We start from the raw sequence: 21,082 nt of genomic DNA, 5'->3' as shown, positions 1-21,082 counted from the left end.
AGAGGTAGTGAGGGGAATCTGACCAAACGGTAGAGAGTTTCGCTCACTCTCTCCTAACGAAGAGCGATTAGCCGGGGCTTGTCCCCCGGCTTTTTTCGTGTTTTTAATTCCTTAAAAAACAATCACTTAATTGATTTGTCAAAAAATTATCTCAAGTAAATTTCCTCCTCACACGATACATATCGCAAAGGCAGTGCAATAAAAAAAATAATAAGCACGCCCGCCGAGCTACCAATAAAAATAACAGGGCCGGCAACCGCTAAAGACAGCTAATAAAAACAACAGTCTGGCGGCAACAAAATTCAAGTTAGGAGAGAAAAAATGAGCCTGTTCGTTAGCACGAACGTGTCGTCGCTGAATGCGCGTCGGCAGCTGTTCACGTCCAATAATAATTTGAGTGTTGCATTCGAGCGTCTGTCGTCAGGCTATCGAATCAACAGTGCCAAAGATGATGCCGCCGGATTACAAATTTCCGAGCGCATGACCAGCCAGATTCTGGGCCTGGACATGGCGGTGCGTAATGCCAATGACGGTATTTCGCTGGCGCAGACCGCAGAAGGTGCGATGCAGGAAATTACCAATGCATTGCAGCGGATTCGTGTACTGGCTATTCAGGCACAAAACGGTATCAACGCCTCGGCGGACCGTCTGGCTCTGCAAAAAGAAGTGTCAGCGCTGAAAACCGAGATCACCCGAATTGCACAAACCACCACGTTTGGAAGTCAGTATATTTTGACTGGCGATTTTTCCTCTCGCTTCCTGGTCGGTGCCAATGCGGGTCAAACCATCAGCATTAATATCTCTCGCCCCAACGGTTACACCACCTCTGGGCTGGGCGTTAATGTAGATATCAGCAATATCGCCAATGCATCTCGTGCATTGGGGCAAGTGGTTGCCGCTATCTCGGCAGTGAATGCCACCCGGGCGGAATTGGGTGCGATTCAAAACCGTTTTCAGTCAACCATTCGTAACCTGAGCAATATTTCAGAGAACGTATCCGCAGCAAGATCACGGATCCGCGATACAGACTTTGCGCAGGAAACAGCAGAATTAACTCGCTGGCAGATCATCCAGCAAGCCAGCATCACGGTGCTGGGCCAGGCCAATCAACGGCCGCAGGCAGCCTTACAGTTATTGGGAGGCTAAATGATCCCTCTTTTGCCGGGTAATGCGGGGGCAAGCACTGGCAACTGAGTTGAAGATAGAATTAGAAAAAGGTCGGTATACAAATTGTGGGGGCAAGCTGCAACCGACCTGAAGATAGAGACTTTACCGAATAACAAGAAACAAAAAGACAGCCAGCTTTTTAGCAAATGGGCGCCTTCTACATACAACGAAAACAGGGCCTTTTTTGCTTAAAAGCGCCGACCAGGCGGGCTTAACGCCAGGAGGTAGTGAGAGGTTTGAGGTATCTAGCCATCAAACCCGCTGGTCGACTTGAGCAGGGCTCAATTTTTTTAAGCATAACTTTTTGCAGGCTCGACATCCGGCAAAAACACCCGTCAGTAACCTGACAGGCGAGTAAACCAAAGCACACAACGTGCCAAGTTTTAGTTTTTGTTAACTATCAGTGAGTTGCCCAAGACAATAAAAGCAATAAGGGCAGGAAGCTGAAGATAGGAGAGAGTCATGAGTTTATATGTAAGTACTAACGTCTCGTCGTTAAACGCAAAGCGTCAACTGTTTACGTCGAACAACAATTTAAGCACCGCGTTTGAACGTTTGTCATCGGGTTTCCGGATTAACGGCGCCAAAGATGACGCGGCCGGTCTGCAGATTTCGGAGCGTTTAAGCAGCCAGATTATGGGCCTGGATATGGCGGTAAGAAACGCCAATGACGGAATTTCACTGGCACAGACTGCAGAAGGTGCGTTACAGGAAATTACCACCGCATTGCAACGAATCCGGGTATTAGCGATTCAGGCGCAAAATGGGATTAACTCCTCGGCGGACCGCCTGGCACTGCAAAAAGAAGTGTCTGCGTTGAAAATTGAGATTAGCCGGATTGCAGGTACTACTCAGTTTGGGGGCGTAAATATTCTGGATGGTACCTATGGTACTGAGTTCTTAGTCGGTGCCAATGCCGGAGACTCACAGAAGATTGCGCTGGGCTTATCCCGAGTTGGCGGGTACGGCACGTCGGGACTGTTTGCGGGGTCGACTTTGTCAGTTGAGACAACAGACAGTGCTTCGCGTGCGATGGCACTCGTTAGTGGTGCGATTTCAACCATTAACGCGACCCGGGCTGATTTGGGTGCGATTCAGAATCGCTTCCAGTCGACCATCCGGAATTTAAGCAATATTTCGGAAAATACCTCGGCTGCACGTTCACGAATTCGTGATACGGATTTTGCTGCCGAAACGGCGGAATTGACCCGCTGGCAGATTATTCAGCAGGCGAGTGTGACTGTGCTGAGCCAGGCGAATCAACGACCGCAAGCCGCATTGCAGTTATTAGGTGGTTAAGACTAATAGCGGAATACTCGAGGGTAGGAACTGAGAGGCCAACCTGAGAAAACGCCGACTAACAGGACTGAGAGTGTAGGAATGGTTGAGAGGCCAGTATGCAATCCCAAAACCTGCCAGTCGGACTAAAACCAAATTTGCTCGTTCTCCTAACTTGAGCAATTAGGTCGGGGTATCTGCCCCGGCCATTTTTCCTTACCCAAGTCTGTGGGTCGTCGACAAAATATTGTCGCAGTGACGACCTCGACTGATCCAAAAGCACACAGCGTGCCATATTTTAAAATGAAGAAAAAAACTGGTGAAAAACGTGCCTCAAGGCGCGTTTTTCTGGTGTTAAGCTAAGTGAATTACCAGAACCCGACTGTGACTATGCCTATTTCCAGACGTCAGCGAACCCGACTACGAACCGATAGCCCTCGTGATCGGCAAATTCTTGCCCTGCATGTTGCCGCGGTGGAAAAACTGATTGCCGATCCCTTACTTGCGAAGAATGCATTGGAAAAGCTGGAACGCCGTTATGCAGCCGGCCTTATCAAGCACAGTATTTATATTGGCTGGTTTTCGATACTGGATTTACTCATCCATCATCAGGTCGAGTCTTTTAAACTGGCAGTGGTAGCCGACAATGCCTATATGCGTCGTTTGCGTCGCAAGTCACCCATGATTGCATTGGACTGCGACAATTAAGCTGCGCTGACCTGCACCATATGGACGAAATTTGCCATGTTATTTTATTGACGATATGGCTAGAATAGCCGCCTTAAAAACAGACAGTTGACCTTCCAGGAGTATCCATGCTGACCCGTGATATGAATATCGCTGATTTTGATCCCGAATTGTGGCAAGCCATTGAGCAGGAAACTGCCCGTCAGGAGCATCATATTGAACTGATTGCCTCTGAAAACTACGCCAGCCCTCGGGTATTGCAGGCGCAGGGCTCTCAACTGACCAACAAGTACGCCGAAGGTTACCCACATAAACGTTACTATGGTGGGTGTGAGTATGTTGACGTCGCGGAAGATCTGGCGATTGAGCGTGCCAAGCAGTTATTTGGTGCTGATTATGCCAACGTTCAGCCACACTCTGGCTCTCAGGCGAATAATGCGGTGTTTATGGCACTGTTACAGCCAAATGATACGGTTCTGGGCATGAGCCTGGCCCACGGTGGTCACCTGACTCACGGCTCTCACGTAAACTTCTCAGGCAAAACCTACCATGCGGTGCAATATGGACTGCACCCGGAGACTGGCGAAATTCACTACGACGAAGTCGAGAAATTGGCGCTGGAACATAAACCTAAAATGATTATTGCCGGTTTCTCGGCGTATTCCGGCATTGTGGATTGGGCACGTTTCCGTGAAATTGCCGACAAAGTGGGTGCTTACCTGATGGTCGATATGGCGCACGTGGCGGGTCTGATTGCCGCAGGTGTCTATCCTAATCCATTGCCTCATGCTCATGTAGTCACCACAACGACCCATAAAACCCTGGCCGGTCCGCGCGGTGGTCTGATCGTGTCAGCCTGTGGCGATGAAGACATTTATAAAAAGTTAAACAGTGCTGTATTCCCGGGTGGGCAGGGTGGTCCTTTGTGCCATGTAATTGCCGCCAAAGCTGTTGCATTTAAAGAAGCATTGCAGCCTGAGTTTAAAGCTTACCAGCAGCAGGTGGTAAAAAACGCCCAGGCTATGGCTGAGGCCTTGATGGCGCGTGGTTACAAAGTGGTCTCCAACGGTACTCAGAACCACTTGTTCCTGCTGGATCTGATTGATAAAGATATCACGGGTAAAGATGCCGATGCCTGGTTAGGCAACGCTAACATCACAGTGAACAAAAACTCTGTACCTAACGATCCACGCTCACCGTTCGTAACTTCTGGTCTGCGCATTGGCTCACCGGCAATTACGCGTCGTGGCTTTAACGAAGCTCAGGCACAGCAAGTAGCCAACTGGATTGCAGATGTATTAGATGCCAAGGGCGATGAAGCAGTGATCAAACGTGTACAAGGTGAAGTGGTTACCTTATGTAACGCGTTCCCTGTGTATGCCTGAGTAAACGGATAAGTGAAAAAGCGGCCAATCGGCCGCTTTTTTTGTATTCAATTACTGTCAATTTTCGTTAAGAGGGGTAGGGATAGCTAACTCTTCGAGGCTAAATTGTTTGAGAATTTTGGCCATTTCTCCGCTTTCCCGGAGGCTCTTTATAGCGCTATTTATCTCAGGCAAATAAGGCTGATACTTGTTGTGCAGTCGCATGCGCAGATAGCCATCGGAGTGCAGAGTTGCAAAGGCAATATCGACATCGTGTACGCGAGCCCAATGGGTGGCTGTACCTTGTTCCATAATAATGCCTTCAAAACGCTGCTTTTGCAGACCCTGCATCAATAAACTTTCTGACAAAAAGTCGACCCGAATAAAATCCTCGGCATTGTGATAAAAGTAACCGGCAATGGTGCCTATTGGCTTATCTTTATAGCTCTCTGGCTGAGCGAATTTGTAGGCGTTTTCTTTCAGGGTGATGATGTATTCCCGAATGGAAAACAACGGCTCTGACAGGACAAATTGTTCGCCTGGATTGCCGTCAGCAAACCACTGAAGACAAACAAAGTCAAAATCCACTAAACCGGCCTGAAGCGCCAATTCCGCGCGCTTGGGAGGTAGGTTTACCGGAATAAATTCAATCCCGGTTTGCTGTGTAATGGCGCGAGTCACCAGACGAAATACGCCAGGGGATTGACCGTCAAAATCCCGATGAAATGGGATCCAACCACTCTCCAGCCCCAGATCAAAGTATAAACGGCGGGACTCGCTGGCACCTCCGGAGGCCGACATCAGGAGCGATAGGGTCAGCAACAGGACAATGCGTGTGATGTTGAATAGGCTGTGCCCAACAATAGCCATTTTTACCTCAGACGGCTCGGTTTAGGTGTCCGATAATAGATACCTTACTGATATATCGGCTGTATGGCGAGCAGAATATAAATGGCAGGCTCAGCTGATTTTTCTGCCGATGTGCTAGGGTTAGGGAGTCTCAGACATCGCTGATTTAGTAGGGATGTCGCCATAATGCGATAAGGAGGAATATGCTGCGTAAGTTTGTCTCGCTGGTGGTATTAACATTTTTTCTGAGCCATTCAGCATTTTCGCAGACGTTAACCGCAAACAATGTTCTGATCCTGATTACCGGTGAACCGTCGATGCCCTGGTATACGTCCATTCAAAAGGGGATTTCATCGCGTTTGGCGCAACTGAGTCAATCGGGTGATCAGCGTATTCCCAACGTCTATATCGAGTTTCTCGATTTGTATCATTATCCACCTCAGGCCAATGACCCGCGTTTAGGCGCGATAATGACTAAATACCGTGACGTGCCGATGGATATGATCCTTACCGAAGGGATCACCGTTGCTCATTTGCTGCAGAATAATCCTGATTTTTACCCGAGGACGGCATTTGATTCCCGGCCGGTGGTGATTAATTTCAATACGCTCGGTGTGGGACGGGACAATAACGTGCAGATCAGGTTGCGTTTCGACCTGACTGCAAAGTTAATTAAGCAGTTGGTGCCGGGTGTAAAACGCTTTGTGGTAGTAGGCAATTACGACGGAGACTTAAACCATATCATCATCAATAATGTGCAGGAGCAACTGGGACTGAAAGCGGAATTTTGGGAACAGTTTGAAAGTGTGGAGCAATTGGTTTCGGCGTTGCAGGCGCTGACAGTCAACGACGTGGTTTATTACAATCCACTGCGTATCGCCAATGCCGACGGTCAGCTGCTGATCCCCTATGAAGTGGCACGATTGGTCGCAGAAAGCTCGCCTGCACCGGTATTCTCCTGGTCCGAAATATTGATGGGCACGGGCATTGTGGGAGGGTATTTAGTCTCGCCAGAGAAAATTGGTGCGCGCATGGTGGATACCATATTTACCCCCGCTACCTATTGGCCGCAGCATGACTTCTTCACCTGCACCTTTGATAAGCAAAGTTTGCAACGTTGGAATATTGATCGTAATCGTTTACCGCTGGGCTCGTTGCTTATCAAAGACGAGCAGACAAGCGATGTATTTAGTTGGGCTGCGCTGCGTAAAATGTTGTCATTTGGAAATAGCCGCAATGAACTGGATAATCTGTGTTTGGCGCGTCAGATAAGCGCCGGCTAAGACAGTTAATTTAGCCGCAAACCTGTTGTTCGTGCTGAATATTTGCTACTTTAGCGCGCAAATAACGCCTTGAGATTGTTATGTTTTGTCCCTTCTGTAACGAGCAGGAAACTAAAGTTATCGACTCGCGTCTGGTTGCCGATGGCCATCAGGTGCGTCGTCGTCGTGAATGCATTGCCTGTCATGAACGTTTTACGACATTCGAAGCGGCAGAACTGGTTATGCCGCGAGTGGTAAAACGGGATGGCTCCCGCGAACCTTTTAATGAGGACAAATTGCGCGCGGGTCTGCAGCGTGCGCTGGAAAAACGCCCGGTGGATACCGAGCGGGTCGAACAGTGTATCAACCGCATCAAATCGTCCTTGCGTGCGACCGGGGAGCGGGAAGTTGGCAGCGAGTTTGTCGGTAATCTGATTATGGATAACCTCAAAGAGATCGATAAAGTGGCGTATGTACGCTTTGCCTCGGTATACCGTTCGTTCGAAGATATTCGTGAATTTGGTGAAGAAATAGCCAAACTTGGCGACTAACATGCAGGTATTTTCCATTTTCGACCAACAAATGATGGCCCGTGCACTTAAGCTCGCCGCCATGGGCAGATTTTCTACGTCGCCAAATCCCATGGTGGGCTGTGTCATCACGTCCCGCGATGGTGAGATCCTCGGTGAGGGCTGGCATAAAAAAGCCGGTGGGCCACATGCCGAGGTGCATGCCTTACAAGCAGCAGGAGAGAAAGCGCGCGGTGCCACGGCCTATGTGACGCTGGAGCCTTGCAGCCATTTTGGCCGCACGCCTCCCTGTGCCAATGCGTTGATTGACGCCGGCGTAGGGCGCGTGGTGTGTGCCATGTTAGATAGTAACCCAGCAGTGAGCGGCAAAGGCCTTGCCATGCTCAATCAACGGGGCATTGCCACCGAACACGGTTTATTGGCTACCCAGGCTCGTGAACTGAGTCGAGGCTTTTTTAAACGCATGGAGCAAGGGTTGCCGTTTGTGCAGGTGAAATTGGCCAGCAGTGCCGATGGCAAAACTGCGCTTGCCAATGGCCAGAGTAAATGGATTACCGGCGCTGCAGCGCGCGCGGACGTGCAGCAATTTCGCGCCGCTGCTTGTGCAATTTTAACCGGCTCCGACACGGTGCTGGCAGATAATCCGTCGATGAATGTGCGGATTAATGATGCGTCTCCCGTCTCTGAACCAGTGCGCCAACCGCTGCGTGTGATTATTGATACGCAGCATCGGGTGACTCCTTCTCATCAGATCGTTAACTTGCCGGGCGAGATTTTGATCATCAACGGTAGCGGCCATCGTGAAGGTTTCAGCGAGGCGGTGCAGTTTTATGCTGCGCGCCTGACACCTCATGGCAAGGTAGATGTAAACGACGTGCTGCTGGAGCTGGGACGTCGCCAAATTAACAATCTTTGGGTGGAAGCCGGGGCAACACTGGCAGGTCAGTTTATCGCGGAAGGCCTGGCTGACGAGCTGGTGCACTATCAGGCTCCGGTGATTATGGGTAACAGCAGTCGCAGCTTACTTAACCTGCCGGCTTTCGAGCAGATGGATCAAATTATTCACCTAACATATACAGATATTCGCCAGATTGGCGCGGATTTGCGCCTGATTGCGAGACTTACATAGAGAACATTATGTTTACCGGAATTATTGAATCAGTCGGTCACATCACCAACCTGACCCACAAAGGCCTGGATGTACGCCTAACCGTTCAGACTGGCAAATTGAATATGGGCGATGTGGCGCTGGGAGACAGTATTGCTACCAACGGTGTGTGCCTGACGGTGGTCGAGTTTGGCAAGGATTATTACTGTGCAGATGTATCAGCTGAAACCATTGCCCGCAGTGCCTTTGCCGATTATGCCAATGGCCAGCAGGTTAATCTGGAAAAAGCCATGCAGGCCACATCCCGTTTCGGTGGGCATATAGTGTCAGGGCATGTGGACGGTGTCGGCAGCATAAAATCTATCGCGCCAAGGGGTAAAGCCATTGAAATATGGGTACAAGCCCCCACTGAGTTGGCAAAATATATCGCGGAAAAAGGCTCGATTACGGTCGACGGCGTGAGTCTGACAGTTAATGAGGTCGACGGTGCCAGCTTTCGTTTGACGCTGGTGCCACATACGTTGCAGGAAACCATCATAGGTACCTACAAAACCGGTACCCGGGTCAATCTGGAAGTGGACGTCATCGCCCGCTATCTGGAACGCCTGATGCTGGGCGAGCAAGCGGCAAAGCCTGCCAGCAAGCTGGATATGGCATTTTTGGCTGAGCACGGTTTTCTGCGCAAATAACCCTACAGGTAAAAAACTATGGCATTGAATACAACCGCCGAGCTGATTGAAGATATTCGACAGGGCAAGATGGTTATCCTGATGGATGACGAAGATCGCGAAAACGAAGGCGATCTGGTGATGGCGGCGGAATTTGTCACGCCGGAAGCGATTAACTTTATGGTCACCCACGCTCGTGGACTGGTGTGTTTGCCCATGACCGAAGAGCGTTGTCGTCGTCTGAACCTGCCGTTAATGGTGGAAAATAATGGTGCGCAATTCAGCACCAACTTTACGGTGTCGATTGAAGCGGCCGAAGGTGTCACCACAGGAATTTCCGCTGCGGATCGGGCCAAAACAATCCTGACCGCGGTGGCCAAAGACGCCAAAGCCAGTGATATTGTCCAACCCGGGCATATTTTCCCGTTAATTGCTAAGCAAGGTGGCGTACTTAACCGCGCTGGCCATACCGAAGCCGGTGTTGATCTGGCGCGTTTAGCCGGATGCGAACCGGCGGCGGTAATTGTTGAGATCCTCAATGATGACGGCAGCATGGCGCGTCGCCCGCAGCTGGAAGCATTTGCACAAAAGCATGACCTCAAGATCGGCACCATCGCCGATATGATTGAATACCGTAACCTGAATGAAACCACGGTAGAGAAAGTCGCCGAATGTCGCCTGCCAACCCGTTACGGTGATTTTCAGTTAATCACTTATAAAGACGTCATCGACAATCAGCTGCATTACGCCATGAAAAAGGGCCCAATCAGCGCGGATGTGCCGACTATCGTGCGGGTGCACTTGCAGGATACCTTTTCTGATGTGCTCGGCTCGACCCGTTCAATCGAACGCTCTATGGGGTTGCCAGAGGCGATGGAAAAAATCGCTGCCGAAGGGGGCGTATTGGTAATTCTGGGTAAACAGGAATCAGAGCGCGATATCATCAATCGGATTTACCAATTTGCAGCTGAAGATCGCGGTGATCAACCTACCGGCAAAACCTGGCAGGGCAGTTCGCGTACCGTTGGGGTAGGGTGTCAGATTCTGGCCTCACTGGGTGTTGGCAAAATGCGCTTGCTCAGTAAACCGAAAAAATACCATGCCCTGTCGGGGTATGGACTGGAAGTGGTTGAATATATCAGCGACTGATTCAGCAAGAAGTTGTACGGCTCAGCCTTAGCGCTGTGCTACACTATGCGCCGTTTTTTTATGGGACATCACAATGAAAGTAATTGAAGGCAATATTCGCGCAACAGGTAAGAAATTTGCGCTGGTGGTTTCACGGTTTAACAGTTTTGTCGTTGAGTCATTGCTCGATGGCGCCTTAGATACCCTGGAGCGCCACGGCGAAGTGAATGAGCAGGATATTACGGTAGTGCGTGTTCCGGGTGCCTATGAGTTGCCACTGGCAGCCAAGAAACTGGCACAAAGCGGCCAATTTGACGCCATAATTGCACTGGGCGCCGTTATCCGTGGTGGTACACCACATTTTGATTTTGTTGCCGGTGAATGTAACAAAGGTCTGGCCCAGGTATCACTTGAATACGCCATCCCGGTATCATTTGGCGTGATCACCACCGACAGTATCGAACAAGCTATTGAACGCAGTGGCACAAAAGCCGGCAATAAAGGATCTGAAGCCGCGCTGGGCGCATTGGAAATGGTTAACGTAATGGACGCGATTGGAGCCTGATTGTGAAACCATCTGCACGTCATTTGGCCCGTGAGCTGGCCGTACAAGGTATTTATTCCTGGCAAATGTCTGGCAACTCGAGCAGACAAATCGAGCTGAATCTTGCCACCAATAACGATATGAAAGCAGTCGATATGGCTTACTTTCAGGAGTTATTGCGTGAAGTGATCAAACAAGCTTCTGGCCTGGATGACACCATTAAGCCGTATTTGGGGCGTTTGCCGGAAGAGATCGATCCGGTTGAAAAGGCGATTCTGCGTTTGGCTACCTATGAGTTAGTGCATCGGGTAGAAATCCCATTCAAAGTCGTTATCAATGAAGCGATTGAACTGGCCAAAACCTTTGGCGCAGAAGAAAGCCATCGCTTTATTAACGGTGTACTGGATAAAGCCGTTAAGACGCTGAGAAAGTACGAAAAAGCCCAGTAATCTGAGGGCAAACGTATCAGGGTTAATAAAGTGAAAGAATTCACGATTATTGACAGTTTTTTTACCAAGCAAAACTGTCAGCGCAAGGATGTTATCTTGCCTATCGGGGACGATTGCGCCATCACGCAGGTCCCCGCCGGGCAGCAGTTAGCCATCACCACCGACACCCTGGTTAGCGGTGTTCATTTCCCACAAGATTCCAGTCCGGAAGCCATCGCACATAAGTCACTGGCGGTTAGCCTGAGTGACTTGGCGGCAATGGGCGCAGAGCCTGCATGGATTAATTTGTCCCTCAGTATGCCTACGGGGGATCCTGACTGGTTAGCGCGATTCTCTGCAACCCTGCTTGCCCAGTGCGAGTACTACTCGGTGCAGTTGATTGGTGGCGATACCGTGCAGGGGCCACTGGTGATTACTATCACCGCTCATGGCTTTGTACCTGAGAAACAGGCAATTACCCGTAAAGGCGGTAAACCTGGGGATTTGCTCTACGTGACAGGTTGTGTCGGCGATGCGGGCTTAGGTCTTGCGATTGCGCTGGACAAACATCAGGCCGCAGCTGGCAATGCCAGCTATCTGCGCAAACGTTTGGATTTTCCTACGCCACGGGTACTGGCGGGCAATAATTTACGCCGCATTGCATCGGCTTGTATCGATATTTCCGATGGCTTGCTGGTGGACTTGCAACATATTTTGCAAGGCTCAGGCGTAGGGGCACTGTTACAGCTTGAACATTTGCCACTATCCGCTGAACTGCTTGCCGAAGTCGGGCAGCAACAAGCAATAGATTTGGCCCTGACCAGTGGCGATGACTACGAATTGTTGTTTAGTGTGCCGCAGGAGCAGGTGACTAATCTGGAGCGCAGTATGCTGCAATGCAATGTGCCCGTGACCTGTATCGGCCAGTTAACTGGCCAGACCGGCAAAATCCAGTTGCAATGGAATAAACAGGCCTACCAACTGCAGCGCCGTGGTTATCAGCACTTTGCGTTAGAAGAGAGCGTCGAATGATCCCGGCGTTACGCCAAAAGCTTTCTATGCGAAATCCCTGGCATTTTCTGGCGTTAGGATTCGGCTCAGGCCTTGCGCCATTTATGCCCGGCACGTTCGGTACGCTGGCCGCTGTGCCAGTGGTGATTCTATGTGGATTGTTACCCTATGCAGCATTCGTGTTGCTGACCGCAGTTGCCTGCGTCATAGGGATCAAAATTTGCGGACAAACCGCTAGCGATATGGGCGTGCATGATCATTCAGCTATTGTATGGGATGAAGTGGCGGGTTTTATGCTGACCATGCTGTTGGTGCCGCTTAGCTGGCAAACCTTGTTGGCCGGTTTTGTGCTGTTTCGTCTGTTTGATATCCTCAAACCCTGGCCCATCAGCTATCTGGACAGGCATGTGCACGGTGGATTGGGCATTATGCTGGACGATATTCTGGCTGGCGTGCTGGCGGCGATAAGTCTTTATTTTATCTACGTAAAAGGCCTGCTGTAAGCAGGCCTTTTTGATTCCTGATGGTTACCGCCACGGGGCGTTAGCTCAGTCTTTTATTCACCTGCGCGATAATACCAGCGGCGTCCATTTGGTGCTCTGCATACATTTCCTGTTGAGTGCCCTGCATAATAAACGCATCTGGCAAGCCGACTTTCAGCAGTTTGACAGTCAGCCCCATGTCCTGCAGGTATTCACCCACTGCGCTGCCTGCGCCACCGGCGATCGCATGATCTTCTACTGTCACCAATAACTCATGGTTGGCGGCAAGTTGCTCGATCAGGGCGGTATCTAACGGTTTTACGAAACGCATATCGGCAAGGGTAGCGTCCAATTGCTCTGCCGCCTGCCGAGCTTCACCCACCAGGTTACCGAAATTGAGAATCGCGACCCGTTTGCCCTCACGCAGCACCCGACCTTTACCGATTTCCAGTTCGGTCATTTGCGCATTTGGGGTAATACCTGTGCCGCTACCGCGCGGATAGCGCACGGCTGCAGGGCCAGGGTATTGATGACCTGTGTACAGCATCTGACGGCATTCATCTTCATCTGACGGGGTCATGATAACCATGTTCGGAATACAGCGCATAAAGCTGATATCGAACGCACCCTGGTGAGTTGGGCCGTCTGCACCGACAATGCCAGCGCGGTCGATGGCGAACAACACCGGCAAGTTTTGCAGCGCTACGTCATGGATTAACTGATCGTAGGCGCGTTGCAGGAAAGAGGAATAGATGGCGACGACCGGTTTTAACCCATCTATTGCCATGCCGGCTGCCAGGGTGACCGCATGCTGCTCGGCAATCGCCACATCGAAATACTGTTTAGGGAATTCCCGTGAGAAGCGCACCATGCCGGAGCCTTCGCGCATCGCCGGCGTAATAGCCATTAATTTCGGATCCTGCGCAGCCATGTCGCAAAGCCAATCACCGAAGATATTCGAGAATGACGGCTTGCTGGCCTTGCTGACGGGTAAACCATCCTGCGTAGGGTCGAATTTAGGTACGGCGTGATATTTAATCGGGTCTTTTTCGGCCAGTTCGAAGCCTTTGCCTTTTTTAGTCACTACGTGCAGGATCTGCGGACCTTTCATGCCGCGCATATTGCGCAGGGTATCCACTACGCCCAGCACATCGTGCCCATCGATAGGGCCAATATAGTTAAAGCCCAGCTCTTCGAAAATGGTTCCCGGTACTACCATGCCTTTGATGTGCTCTTCGGCACGGCTGGCAAATTCTTTGATCGGGGGCACGGTGTTGAGGATCTTCTTACCGCCTTCGCGAATCGAGTTAAACACGTTGCCGGTTAATAAACGCGCCAAATGGCTGTTCAGTGCGCCAACGTTTTCAGAAATAGACATCTCATTGTCGTTTAACACCACCAACATATCTTTGTTGATGTCGCCGGCATGATTCATTGCCTCAAAGGCCATACCGGCGGTTAACGCACCGTCACCAATCACAGCAACCACTTTGCGACCCTGCTGTTCTTTTTCGGCAGCAATCGCCATGCCCAATGCGGCACTAATCGAAGTAGATGAATGGCCTACCGCAAAGGTGTCGTATTCTGACTCGGGTGGCCAGGGAAACGGATGTAAACCGCCTTTTTGGCGAATACTGGTCATGCGCTCGCGACGACCTGTCATGATTTTATGTGGATAAGCCTGGTGGCCTACGTCCCAAATCACGCGGTCAAATGGCGTGTTATACACGTAATGCAGGGCCACAGTCAGTTCGACTGTACCGAGGCCAGAGGCAAAATGGCCGCTACTGATACTTACGCTGGTCAGCAGATACTGGCGCAACTCATCGGCCAGTTGACGTAATTTTTCCCGTGGCAGCTTACGTAATTCGTCCGGTGTATTAGCGCCGGCCAGGATAGGGTAGTGTTGTAAATCTAAGCTCATGAATCTGCTGTGTAATTTAGTTATTGCGGTTAATCAGAAGTCCCGCAAATTCTTTTAATTGCTGGGTATTGTAGGGTAAAGCGTCCAACGCGTGTAGTGCCTGATCAAATAACTGTTGGGCATGAGCCTCGGCACCCGCTAAACCCAATAGTGCCGGATAGGTACTTTTGTGGTTTTCCAGGTCAGAGCCCTGCGGCTTGCCTAAGGTCTCAGTGTCACTGGTGATATCCAGAATGTCATCCTGCACCTGAAACGCCAGCCCCAGTGAATCGGCAAACTGATGCAACGCGTCCAACACAGGTTCTGGTTGTTTGGTTAACACTGCGGGCATCAGTACTGCTGCGCGGATTAATGCGCCGGTTTTTTTGCGGTGCAGGGTGGCCAGCGCGTCGAGACTGATGTGTTTATCCGTCGCATCCAGATCCATAGCCTGACCGCCGCACATGCCGGCAAAACCTGCCGCCGCACTTAAATGGCGGATTACATCGATACGTTGCGGGTCACTGGCTGGACTCAATGTGGCGTTGAGCAGGGTATCGAAAGCCAGGGTTTGCAGCGCGTCACCGGCCAAAATGGCGGTGGCTTCGTCAAATGCAATATGGCAGGTCGGTTTACCACGGCGCAAATCGTCATCGTCCATTGCCGGCAGATCATCATGCACCAGTGAATAGGCGTGAATACATTCTACTGCCACGGCCAACGGCGTCAGATCCTGCTGGCAAGCACCCAGCATGTTGCCCGTCAGATAAACCAATTGAGGGCGAATGCGTTTGCCACCCTGGGTTAAACTGTAATGCATGGCATCGCGCAGGCGTGCAGGCTGAGATGGAAGAACGGCGATAGCATCAGCTAAGCCCGCTGCAATCAAAGTCTGATTGGCAGACATCAGCGCAGAGATAGACATATTAGTCCTCGCTATCAGGGGTAAAATCAGACAGCGGGGCGACTTGTTGCTGGGATAATAGAATCTTTACTTTTTGCTCAGCCTGGCTGAGCTTCTGTTGGCTGTGTCGCGCCAACGAAACGCCGCGTTCGAAATTCGCCAACGCTTGTTCAAGCGGAATATCGCCTTGTTCCATGTGCCCGACAATTTGCTCAAGCTCTAACAGCGCTTGCTCAAAAGACAGGTTTTCCAATGCTACTTTTTCACTCATAACAGGCCTCGCGTTAAACCCGCGAACCATACCTGAGGGGGTGTGCAGGGTCAATGTATTTTACCGTGAATAAGAGGTTCAGAAAGGCCTGAAAATGTCGATAACATGTTGAATTGTTTAGTTTCAATTGTAGCTTTGCATAAATCAATTTAGGATTTTAGCTAAGCTCAGTAATAATAATAACCAACGTGTTACCCCGGTGGAGAGAGACAGGTGGATTTAGCAACTCTGATTGGATTGATAGGCTCAATTGGTTTTATCGTGATGGCGATGCTGATGAGTGGCAGCCTTGCGATGTTTATCGATATCCCGTCGGTATTGATTGTATTTTGTGGTTCGCTGTTTGTGGTCATGGCCCACTACACACTGCCGCAGTTCCTTGGCATTGGTAAAGTGGTCGGTAAAGCGTTTATGTTTAAATCCGATGTACCAGAGGAGCTGATTGCCAAAATCGTAGAAATGGCAGACGCGGCGCGTAAAGGCGGTTTTCTCGCGCTAGAAGAAGCCGAGATCAGTTCGCCCTTTATGCAAAAAGGTGTGGATATGCTGGTCGATGGCCACGATGTGGAAGTGGTGCGAAGCACCCTGAGCAAAGACATTGCGTTAAGTGCCGAGCGTCACGAAAGCGGCGCGGCATTTTTTAAATCGCTCGGCGATATTGCCCCGGCCATGGGCATGATCGGGACCCTGATCGGCCTGGTGGCGATGCTGGCCAACATGGATGACCCGAAAGCTATCGGGCCTGCCATGGCGGTAGCCTTGTTAACCACTTTGTACGGTGCGTTTTTAGCAAACGTCGTGTGTATCCCATTTGCGGAAAAATTGCTCAAGCGAACCAGAGAAGAGTCCACCAACCAGTCACTGATCCTTGATGGTATTATCGGTATTGCCGACGGCCAGAACCCACGAGTCATCGAAGGCATTTTAAAAAACTACCTGGCGGAGAAAAAACGTAACGCCGCGGCGGCAGAGTAATCAATTATGTCTGACCAAGTCTGCCCAAAATGTCCACCGCCGGGTCTACCCGGCTGGATGGGAACCTTTGCCGACCTGATGTCGCTTTTGATGTGCTTCTTCGTACTGCTGCTGGCGTTTTCCGAGATGGACGTACTGAAGTTCAAGCAGATTGCCGGCTCCATGAAGTACGCCTTTGGCGTGCAGAATAAAATTGAAGCCAAAGACATTCCCAAAGGTACCAGCGTAATTGCGATGGAATTTAAACCGGGCCGCCCGGATCCAACGCCAATCGATGAAATTCAGCAACACACTATGGAATTGACCCAGCCGACACTGGAATTCCAGGCCGGTGAAGAGGATACCTCTGGCGGCAAACAGAATCAGGATGGCAATCAACGCGGTGGTCAGGCGCAAAATACGGCCACGGAAAGCTCAGCGGCGGCCTCAGTGGCCAGTGCAGAAGATGAGCAAATCAATCAGCAGATGAAGAAAGTGGCAGAGCAGCTGCAAAAAGAAATTCTCGATGGCGCGGTGGAGCTGGAGTCGCTGGGGCAACAGTTGATCATCCGTATCCGTGAGCAGGGGTCGTTTTCTGCCGGTTCGGCGTTCCTGCAGCCACAGTTCAAGCCGATTATTCGTCGCATAGCGACGGCATTATCCGATATTCCCGGTGAAGTGGTGGTGTCCGGTCACTCTGATAACCAACGCATTTCCAATGAGTTATATCGCTCTAACTGGGAGTTGTCGGTTCAGCGTGCGGTAGCGGTGGCCGAGGAATTGCGCCGGGTACCGGAATTTGACGAAAACCGCATGATGATTGTCGGTAGGGGCAGTACACAACCGCTGGCTGAGAATGATAATCCGCAAAATCGTGGCCGCAATCGCCGGGTCGAAATTACCGTGATGCAGGGTAAGGCCAAAGAGGGCAATCCGATTAATTTGTTGCCGCCGGCACAATAGGCATTTTTTCCCAAACAGGGTGCTATTGTGTATAATCCGCGCCCTTTTTGTTCATGTGCCCGGTTGTTATGAAGTTTATCGTTCGTTTGCATTCTGAAATCACCATCAAAAGTAATTCAGTCCGTAAACGCTTTACCCGCATTTTAGAATCCAATATCCGCAATGTATTTCGGCCATATCCGTTTGATGTGGGCGTGACCAACCTGTGGGATAAATTATTGGTCAATGTGAAAACGGACGATCCTGAGTCAGTGGAACTGGCCGCGATGCAGTTAAGCCGGATTCCCGGCATCGAATATTTTATGCAGGTGCGTCAGTCGACCTATACCGATTTGCACGATATCTATGAGCAGGTTAAACCGCACTGGCAGGACAAACTGGCGGGAAAAACCTTTGCCGTGCGCGTAAAACGCCGTGGTAAGCATGAATACACCTCCACTCAAATTGCCGCTTATGTTGGTGGTGGGCTGAATCAGCACTGTGATACCGGTGGCGTGAGCCTGAAAAAGCCTGACGTGGTAATCAATCTCGAAGTGGAAAACGACCAGTTGATAATGGTCGATAAGCGCACCGCCGGTCTCGGAGGCTTCCCAATCCCAACCCAGGGCGAAGTGTTGTCGCTGATGTCCGGTGGCTTTGACTCCGGCGTTGCCAGCTATCAGATGATCCGTCGTGGGGCGCGTACCCATTTCGTGTTTTTTAACTTAGGTGGTACTGAGCACGAAATCGGCGTACGAGAGGTGAGCCACTATCTGTGGAAGCAGTTCGGAGCATCACACCGGGTCAAATTTATCGCGGTTGACTTTGCCCCTGTAGTGCAAATGATTCTGGAGCAGGTGGATAACGGCCTGATGGGCGTGATGCTTAAGCGCATGATGCTGCGTGCGGCGGCCATTGTGGCGGATAACCTGCAAGTGGATGCGTTGGTGACCGGTGAAAGCCTTGGTCAGGTATCCAGTCAAACCCTGGCGAATCTTAATGTTATCGATCAGGTCACCAATAAACTGGTGCTGCGCCCGCTAATTTGCTCTGATAAACAGGAGATTATCGATACCGCCCGTGAAATTGGTACGGAAGATTTTGCCCGTACCATTCCTGAGTATTGTGGCGTCATTTCCAATAAACCGACTGTTGCCGCCCGTTTGGCGGATGTGGAAGCGCAGGAAGCGAAACTGGATCTGTCGATCATTGAGCAGGTGGTCAGAGCATCCAATGTGGAAGATATTCGCGACCTGTTGAAAGAAACCGAAGCCGATCTGCGTGAAGTCGAGCGGGTAAGCGACGTGGATAATGCGGTGATTCTGGATATTCGCCCACCGGTTGAGCAGGAACGTAAACCCTTGCAGGTAGACGCTGAGATCCAGTTAATGCCGTTTTATCAGTTGGGCAGCAAATTTGGTGACTTACCTAAAGAGCGTCAGTATCTGTTGTATTGTGAACGTGGCGTGATGAGCAAGCTACAGGCCCTTTATCTGCAGGAGAAAGGTTTCACCAACGTGGCGGTTTACCATCCTGAATAAGCTCGACCAGCTCGTTATTTAAAGGGGTCGCAATTCCGGTTGCGGCCCCTTTTTGCTTGATGAAGCCATTAATAAAATCAATTTCGGTCGGTTTGCCGGCCGTAACATCCCGATTCATAGATGAATAGTTCTGTGCGGTAGCCTGTTCGACTGCGCGAATGCTGGCAAGTAATTGCGCAGCAGAGCGGCTAACGCCCGCGGTATCCATCACTGCGGCAATCTCTGCGGCTAATTGTTCATGCAGCAAGTCGAAGCGTGGCTGCAGCAGCTCACCATTTTTACATTGGTACAGGGCACTGAGCGGATTGATAACCGCGTTGATGGCCAGTTTGTCCCATAACACCTGATTAATATCCTGCTGCCATTCAAATGGCGGCAACAGGCGGCTAAACAATTCACTGAGTTGGGCCATGTGTGGCTCACTGATATTGGCAACTGCTCCGGCCTGTGTCAGACCAGTGCCAGTCAGCCTGATTCGCTGCGATTCGATCCGCAGCGCACCACAGCGGGTAGTAATTGCCAGCAGCGGGTTGTCTGGCAACAGGGCATGAACCTGTTCCGCCACGCCCATGCCATTGTGCATCAGGGCAATGACAGTATTGGTTTGACGTAATTTAGCGGCCAACGGCTCCAGTGCTGTCATCACCTGCCAGGCTTTCAGCGGTACCAGCAGCACATCCGGTATCTTGCCGTTACAACCAGGGGGTAAAACCATGTCGGCTTCACCTTCCAGAGTCTCTATCTGCACAGGATGCAGCGGCCGCTTACTCAGCACACAATAAGGCAAATCCAGTTTTTGCAGGCGCCAGGCGAGGATACTGGCGATGGCGCCCTGACTCATAATCCCAATGTGCATTAGTCCCGATGCTCCAGTTTGGATAAAAATGTCAGGGCCACAATGGCCATGCCTATGCCTATCCCCAACAGGTTAAACCCAAAATCTTGCCAGCTTGCGGAGCGACCCGGTGCCCATTGCTGGATCCACTCCAGCACAGCGGCTAATACCAGCATTATCACCCATTGCCAGCGCATGGCGATGCTAAATGCCAGTTTGACCAGCAGGGTTAATCCACAAAATAACAGACTGTGATTCATCCAGTCGGCGCTGAATTTAAACGGCACAGCCTCAGCCGGTGCCAGCAGACTATACAAGGCGGCGAACAGCAACAGCACTAATATCAGCAGCGCCAGCGGATGACGGATTAAGCCGGCCGGTGAGCGGTGTTCAGGCATGCTTAGCACCCTTGGATATGCTCGGCCATGGCTGCGAATTGGGATCAAAATGCTCGTCGATAGCGCCTGCTCGCAGTAATGCTGCCATGTTATCGCTAGGCAGGGCTCTGAGTTGGTAAAGGCAATGGTGGTATTCAAAACGCAGTTGATATGCATGCAGAAACACCCGTTCGGCATCGCTGCCGGCGTAGCTTTTATCGCCGAGTATGGGCGCGCCGAGGCTTTTCATAGCCACCCTTAGCTGGTGGGTTTTCCCTGTATGCGGACGCAGGATACACAGGCGCAGTCCCGGTGTCAGGCTCTGGCTGAAAAACTGCGTAATAGCGGGGTTATCCAGGCTACGGGCAAGTTTGAATGTGCCATTACGACTTTTCTGCATATCGCCGCGGATCTGGCCCTGCTTTTTTGCTGGTTTGTGGTCGGTAATCGCCAGATAGGTTTTCTCTATTTGACGCTTGGCGAATAACTGGCTGAGTGTTGCCGCTGCGGCAGCATGTTTGGCCAGAATCAGTAAACCGGATGTGACCTTATCCAGACGGTGGACTAAATACAGCTTCTGGTGACCGAATTGTTGTTCAGCCAACGTGACGATCCCCGGTTCGCCGTTTTCCGCATGCACACCGGTACCACAGGGTTTGTTAATAACGATAAAGTCATCGCTGTCAGTGACCAGCTCTATCATGCAACTGTCTGTTTACACATTAAAAATTCGCGCAAGTGTAACACAAAAAAGAATGTCCCGAATGGCAGGCGGCATAACGATTTTCCTCCGCTATTCTCTTGAATTTATGTGCTAAAACCCCAATTATGGCAATCTGCTAGTTAATG

General features: G+C 50.8%; 23 protein-coding genes. 16 read left to right on the top strand and 7 right to left on the bottom strand.

From position 1 onward, the window contains the following. The first annotated feature begins 321 nt into the window (after nt 1-321). The 4 genes from TK45_RS09080 (at nt 322) to glyA (ending at nt 4,517) form a co-directional block, all read left to right on the top strand. Nucleotides 322-1,146 (top strand): flagellin, encoded by an 825-nt coding sequence (locus TK45_RS09080; protein WP_131258331.1) that lies wholly within the window; start codon nt 322-324, stop codon nt 1,144-1,146. A 483-nt stretch (nt 1,147-1,629) separates the two neighbouring features. Then, nucleotides 1,630-2,466, top strand: coding sequence for a flagellin (locus tag TK45_RS09075; RefSeq protein ID WP_131258330.1), 837 nt, complete (start codon nt 1,630-1,632; stop codon nt 2,464-2,466). A 342-nt stretch (nt 2,467-2,808) separates the two neighbouring features. After that, nucleotides 2,809-3,153, top strand: a complete 345-nt coding sequence (locus tag TK45_RS09070; protein WP_131258329.1) for a hypothetical protein — start codon at nt 2,809-2,811, stop codon at nt 3,151-3,153. Between the two features lie 107 nt (nt 3,154-3,260). Further along, the gene (glyA, locus tag TK45_RS09065) at nt 3,261-4,517 is read left to right on the top strand and encodes a serine hydroxymethyltransferase (RefSeq protein ID WP_131258328.1); all 1,257 of its coding nucleotides are present in this window, start codon (nt 3,261-3,263) and stop codon (nt 4,515-4,517) included. Between the two features lie 57 nt (nt 4,518-4,574). Here glyA and TK45_RS09060 read toward each other — a convergent pair whose 3' ends face one another. Next, nucleotides 4,575-5,366, bottom strand: coding sequence for an ABC transporter substrate-binding protein (locus TK45_RS09060; protein WP_131258327.1), 792 nt, complete (start codon nt 5,364-5,366; stop codon nt 4,575-4,577). A gap of 182 nt (nt 5,367-5,548) precedes the next feature. Between TK45_RS09060 and TK45_RS09055 the strand changes: the two genes are divergently transcribed. The 9 genes from TK45_RS09055 to TK45_RS09015 all read left to right on the top strand — a co-directional run bounded on the left by TK45_RS09055 (nt 5,549) and on the right by TK45_RS09015 (nt 12,527). Next, complete coding sequence (locus tag TK45_RS09055) at nt 5,549-6,628, top strand: hypothetical protein (protein ID WP_131258326.1); 1,080 nt, start codon at nt 5,549-5,551, stop codon at nt 6,626-6,628. A gap of 80 nt (nt 6,629-6,708) precedes the next feature. Continuing rightward, nucleotides 6,709-7,158 carry a transcriptional regulator NrdR gene (nrdR, locus tag TK45_RS09050; protein WP_131258325.1) on the top strand — a complete coding sequence of 150 codons (450 nt, stop codon included), beginning with the start codon at nt 6,709-6,711 and terminating at the stop codon, nt 7,156-7,158. 1 nt (nt 7,159) lies between these two features. Beyond that, nucleotides 7,160-8,266 carry a bifunctional diaminohydroxyphosphoribosylaminopyrimidine deaminase/5-amino-6-(5-phosphoribosylamino)uracil reductase RibD gene (gene ribD, locus TK45_RS09045; protein WP_131258324.1) on the top strand — a complete coding sequence of 369 codons (1,107 nt, stop codon included), beginning with the start codon at nt 7,160-7,162 and terminating at the stop codon, nt 8,264-8,266. Between the two features lie 8 nt (nt 8,267-8,274). After that, nucleotides 8,275-8,934, top strand: coding sequence for a riboflavin synthase (locus TK45_RS09040; RefSeq protein ID WP_131258323.1), 660 nt, complete (start codon nt 8,275-8,277; stop codon nt 8,932-8,934). A gap of 18 nt (nt 8,935-8,952) precedes the next feature. Further along, nucleotides 8,953-10,062, top strand: coding sequence for a bifunctional 3,4-dihydroxy-2-butanone-4-phosphate synthase/GTP cyclohydrolase II (gene ribBA / locus TK45_RS09035; protein ID WP_131258322.1), 1,110 nt, complete (start codon nt 8,953-8,955; stop codon nt 10,060-10,062). Nucleotides 10,063-10,135: 73 nt separating this feature from the next. After that, nucleotides 10,136-10,606, top strand: a complete 471-nt coding sequence (gene ribE, locus TK45_RS09030) for a 6,7-dimethyl-8-ribityllumazine synthase (RefSeq protein WP_131258321.1) — start codon at nt 10,136-10,138, stop codon at nt 10,604-10,606. Between the two features lie 2 nt (nt 10,607-10,608). Continuing rightward, entirely contained in the window at nt 10,609-11,034 is a 426-nt protein-coding gene (gene nusB / locus TK45_RS09025; RefSeq protein ID WP_131258320.1) for a transcription antitermination factor NusB, read from the top strand. A 30-nt stretch (nt 11,035-11,064) separates the two neighbouring features. After that, nucleotides 11,065-12,045: a thiamine-phosphate kinase gene (gene thiL, locus TK45_RS09020; RefSeq protein WP_131258319.1), complete on the top strand. Its 981-nt coding sequence runs from the start codon at nt 11,065-11,067 to the stop codon at nt 12,043-12,045. Next, nucleotides 12,042-12,527 (top strand): phosphatidylglycerophosphatase A, encoded by a 486-nt coding sequence (locus TK45_RS09015; protein ID WP_131258318.1) that lies wholly within the window; start codon nt 12,042-12,044, stop codon nt 12,525-12,527. Before thiL ends, TK45_RS09015 begins: the two co-directional genes overlap by 4 nt. A gap of 40 nt (nt 12,528-12,567) precedes the next feature. Here the strand turns inward: TK45_RS09015 and dxs are convergent, their stop codons facing one another. The 3 genes from dxs to xseB are packed head-to-tail and all read right to left on the bottom strand — an operon-like array spanning nt 12,568 to nt 15,584. Beyond that, nucleotides 12,568-14,430, bottom strand: coding sequence for a 1-deoxy-D-xylulose-5-phosphate synthase (gene dxs / locus TK45_RS09010; protein ID WP_131258317.1), 1,863 nt, complete (start codon nt 14,428-14,430; stop codon nt 12,568-12,570). Nucleotides 14,431-14,446: 16 nt separating this feature from the next. Continuing rightward, on the bottom strand, nt 14,447-15,334 hold the full coding sequence (ispA, locus tag TK45_RS09005) for a (2E,6E)-farnesyl diphosphate synthase (RefSeq protein WP_217350822.1): 888 nt from the start codon (nt 15,332-15,334) through the stop codon (nt 14,447-14,449). A 1-nt stretch (nt 15,335) separates the two neighbouring features. Continuing rightward, nucleotides 15,336-15,584, bottom strand: coding sequence for an exodeoxyribonuclease VII small subunit (gene xseB / locus TK45_RS09000; RefSeq protein ID WP_131258316.1), 249 nt, complete (start codon nt 15,582-15,584; stop codon nt 15,336-15,338). Between the two features lie 213 nt (nt 15,585-15,797). On the opposite strand from xseB, the gene pomA reads away from it, so the two are divergent. The 3 genes from pomA to thiI all read left to right on the top strand — a co-directional run bounded on the left by pomA (nt 15,798) and on the right by thiI (nt 19,021). After that, on the top strand, nt 15,798-16,559 hold the full coding sequence (pomA, locus tag TK45_RS08995; RefSeq protein WP_131258315.1) for a flagellar motor protein PomA: 762 nt from the start codon (nt 15,798-15,800) through the stop codon (nt 16,557-16,559). A gap of 6 nt (nt 16,560-16,565) precedes the next feature. Continuing rightward, complete coding sequence (locus tag TK45_RS08990) at nt 16,566-17,501, top strand: flagellar motor protein MotB (protein ID WP_131258314.1); 936 nt, start codon at nt 16,566-16,568, stop codon at nt 17,499-17,501. 68 nt (nt 17,502-17,569) lie between these two features. Beyond that, a complete protein-coding gene (thiI, locus tag TK45_RS08985) occupies nt 17,570-19,021 on the top strand; it encodes a tRNA uracil 4-sulfurtransferase ThiI (RefSeq protein ID WP_131258313.1) in 1,452 nt (483 codons plus the stop codon). Here thiI and TK45_RS08980 read toward each other — a convergent pair. Genes TK45_RS08980 through TK45_RS08970 form a run of 3 tightly spaced genes read right to left on the bottom strand, consistent with a single transcriptional unit; the run spans nt 18,990 to nt 20,936 of the window. Beyond that, the gene (locus TK45_RS08980; protein ID WP_131258312.1) at nt 18,990-19,877 is read right to left on the bottom strand and encodes a ketopantoate reductase family protein; all 888 of its coding nucleotides are present in this window, start codon (nt 19,875-19,877) and stop codon (nt 18,990-18,992) included. The two genes, thiI and TK45_RS08980, sit on opposite strands and share 32 nt — an antisense overlap. Then, complete coding sequence (locus tag TK45_RS08975; RefSeq protein WP_165490747.1) at nt 19,877-20,254, bottom strand: VanZ family protein; 378 nt, start codon at nt 20,252-20,254, stop codon at nt 19,877-19,879. Before TK45_RS08975 ends, TK45_RS08980 begins: the two co-directional genes overlap by 1 nt. Further along, complete coding sequence (locus tag TK45_RS08970) at nt 20,247-20,936, bottom strand: TIGR01621 family pseudouridine synthase (RefSeq protein ID WP_131258310.1); 690 nt, start codon at nt 20,934-20,936, stop codon at nt 20,247-20,249. Before TK45_RS08970 ends, TK45_RS08975 begins: the two co-directional genes overlap by 8 nt. Between the last annotated feature and the right edge of the window lie 146 nt (nt 20,937-21,082).

The sequence above is a fragment of the Bowmanella sp. JS7-9 genome, assembly GCF_004329715.1.
Taxonomy (GTDB): Bacteria; Pseudomonadota; Gammaproteobacteria; order Enterobacterales; family Alteromonadaceae; genus Pseudobowmanella; species Pseudobowmanella zhangzhouensis.
This window is presented reverse-complemented; position numbering and strand designations above follow the sequence as displayed.

What these genes read in the sequence shown, in the direction of transcription:
- TK45_RS08990 (WP_131258314.1), top strand. Translation starts at nt 16,566, where the DNA reads ATGTCTGACCAAGTCTGCCCAAAATGTCCACCGCCGGGTCTACCCGGC.
- TK45_RS09055 (WP_131258326.1), top strand. Translation starts at nt 5,549, where the DNA reads ATGCTGCGTAAGTTTGTCTCGCTGGTGGTATTAACATTTTTTCTGAGC.
- TK45_RS08980 (WP_131258312.1), bottom strand. Translation starts at nt 19,877, where the DNA reads ATGCACATTGGGATTATGAGTCAGGGCGCCATCGCCAGTATCCTCGCC.
- ribD (WP_131258324.1), top strand. Translation starts at nt 7,160, where the DNA reads ATGCAGGTATTTTCCATTTTCGACCAACAAATGATGGCCCGTGCACTT.
- ispA (WP_217350822.1), bottom strand. Translation starts at nt 15,334, where the DNA reads ATGTCTATCTCTGCGCTGATGTCTGCCAATCAGACTTTGATTGCAGCG.
- ribE (WP_131258321.1), top strand. Translation starts at nt 10,136, where the DNA reads ATGAAAGTAATTGAAGGCAATATTCGCGCAACAGGTAAGAAATTTGCG.
- nrdR (WP_131258325.1), top strand. Translation starts at nt 6,709, where the DNA reads ATGTTTTGTCCCTTCTGTAACGAGCAGGAAACTAAAGTTATCGACTCG.
- TK45_RS09015 (WP_131258318.1), top strand. Translation starts at nt 12,042, where the DNA reads ATGATCCCGGCGTTACGCCAAAAGCTTTCTATGCGAAATCCCTGGCAT.
- TK45_RS09060 (WP_131258327.1), bottom strand. Translation starts at nt 5,366, where the DNA reads ATGGCTATTGTTGGGCACAGCCTATTCAACATCACACGCATTGTCCTG.
- xseB (WP_131258316.1), bottom strand. Translation starts at nt 15,584, where the DNA reads ATGAGTGAAAAAGTAGCATTGGAAAACCTGTCTTTTGAGCAAGCGCTG.
- ribBA (WP_131258322.1), top strand. Translation starts at nt 8,953, where the DNA reads ATGGCATTGAATACAACCGCCGAGCTGATTGAAGATATTCGACAGGGC.
- TK45_RS09075 (WP_131258330.1), top strand. Translation starts at nt 1,630, where the DNA reads ATGAGTTTATATGTAAGTACTAACGTCTCGTCGTTAAACGCAAAGCGT.
- TK45_RS08970 (WP_131258310.1), bottom strand. Translation starts at nt 20,936, where the DNA reads ATGATAGAGCTGGTCACTGACAGCGATGACTTTATCGTTATTAACAAA.
- glyA (WP_131258328.1), top strand. Translation starts at nt 3,261, where the DNA reads ATGCTGACCCGTGATATGAATATCGCTGATTTTGATCCCGAATTGTGG.
- dxs (WP_131258317.1), bottom strand. Translation starts at nt 14,430, where the DNA reads ATGAGCTTAGATTTACAACACTACCCTATCCTGGCCGGCGCTAATACA.
- thiI (WP_131258313.1), top strand. Translation starts at nt 17,570, where the DNA reads ATGAAGTTTATCGTTCGTTTGCATTCTGAAATCACCATCAAAAGTAAT.
- TK45_RS09080 (WP_131258331.1), top strand. Translation starts at nt 322, where the DNA reads ATGAGCCTGTTCGTTAGCACGAACGTGTCGTCGCTGAATGCGCGTCGG.
- TK45_RS09040 (WP_131258323.1), top strand. Translation starts at nt 8,275, where the DNA reads ATGTTTACCGGAATTATTGAATCAGTCGGTCACATCACCAACCTGACC.
- TK45_RS08975 (WP_165490747.1), bottom strand. Translation starts at nt 20,254, where the DNA reads ATGCCTGAACACCGCTCACCGGCCGGCTTAATCCGTCATCCGCTGGCG.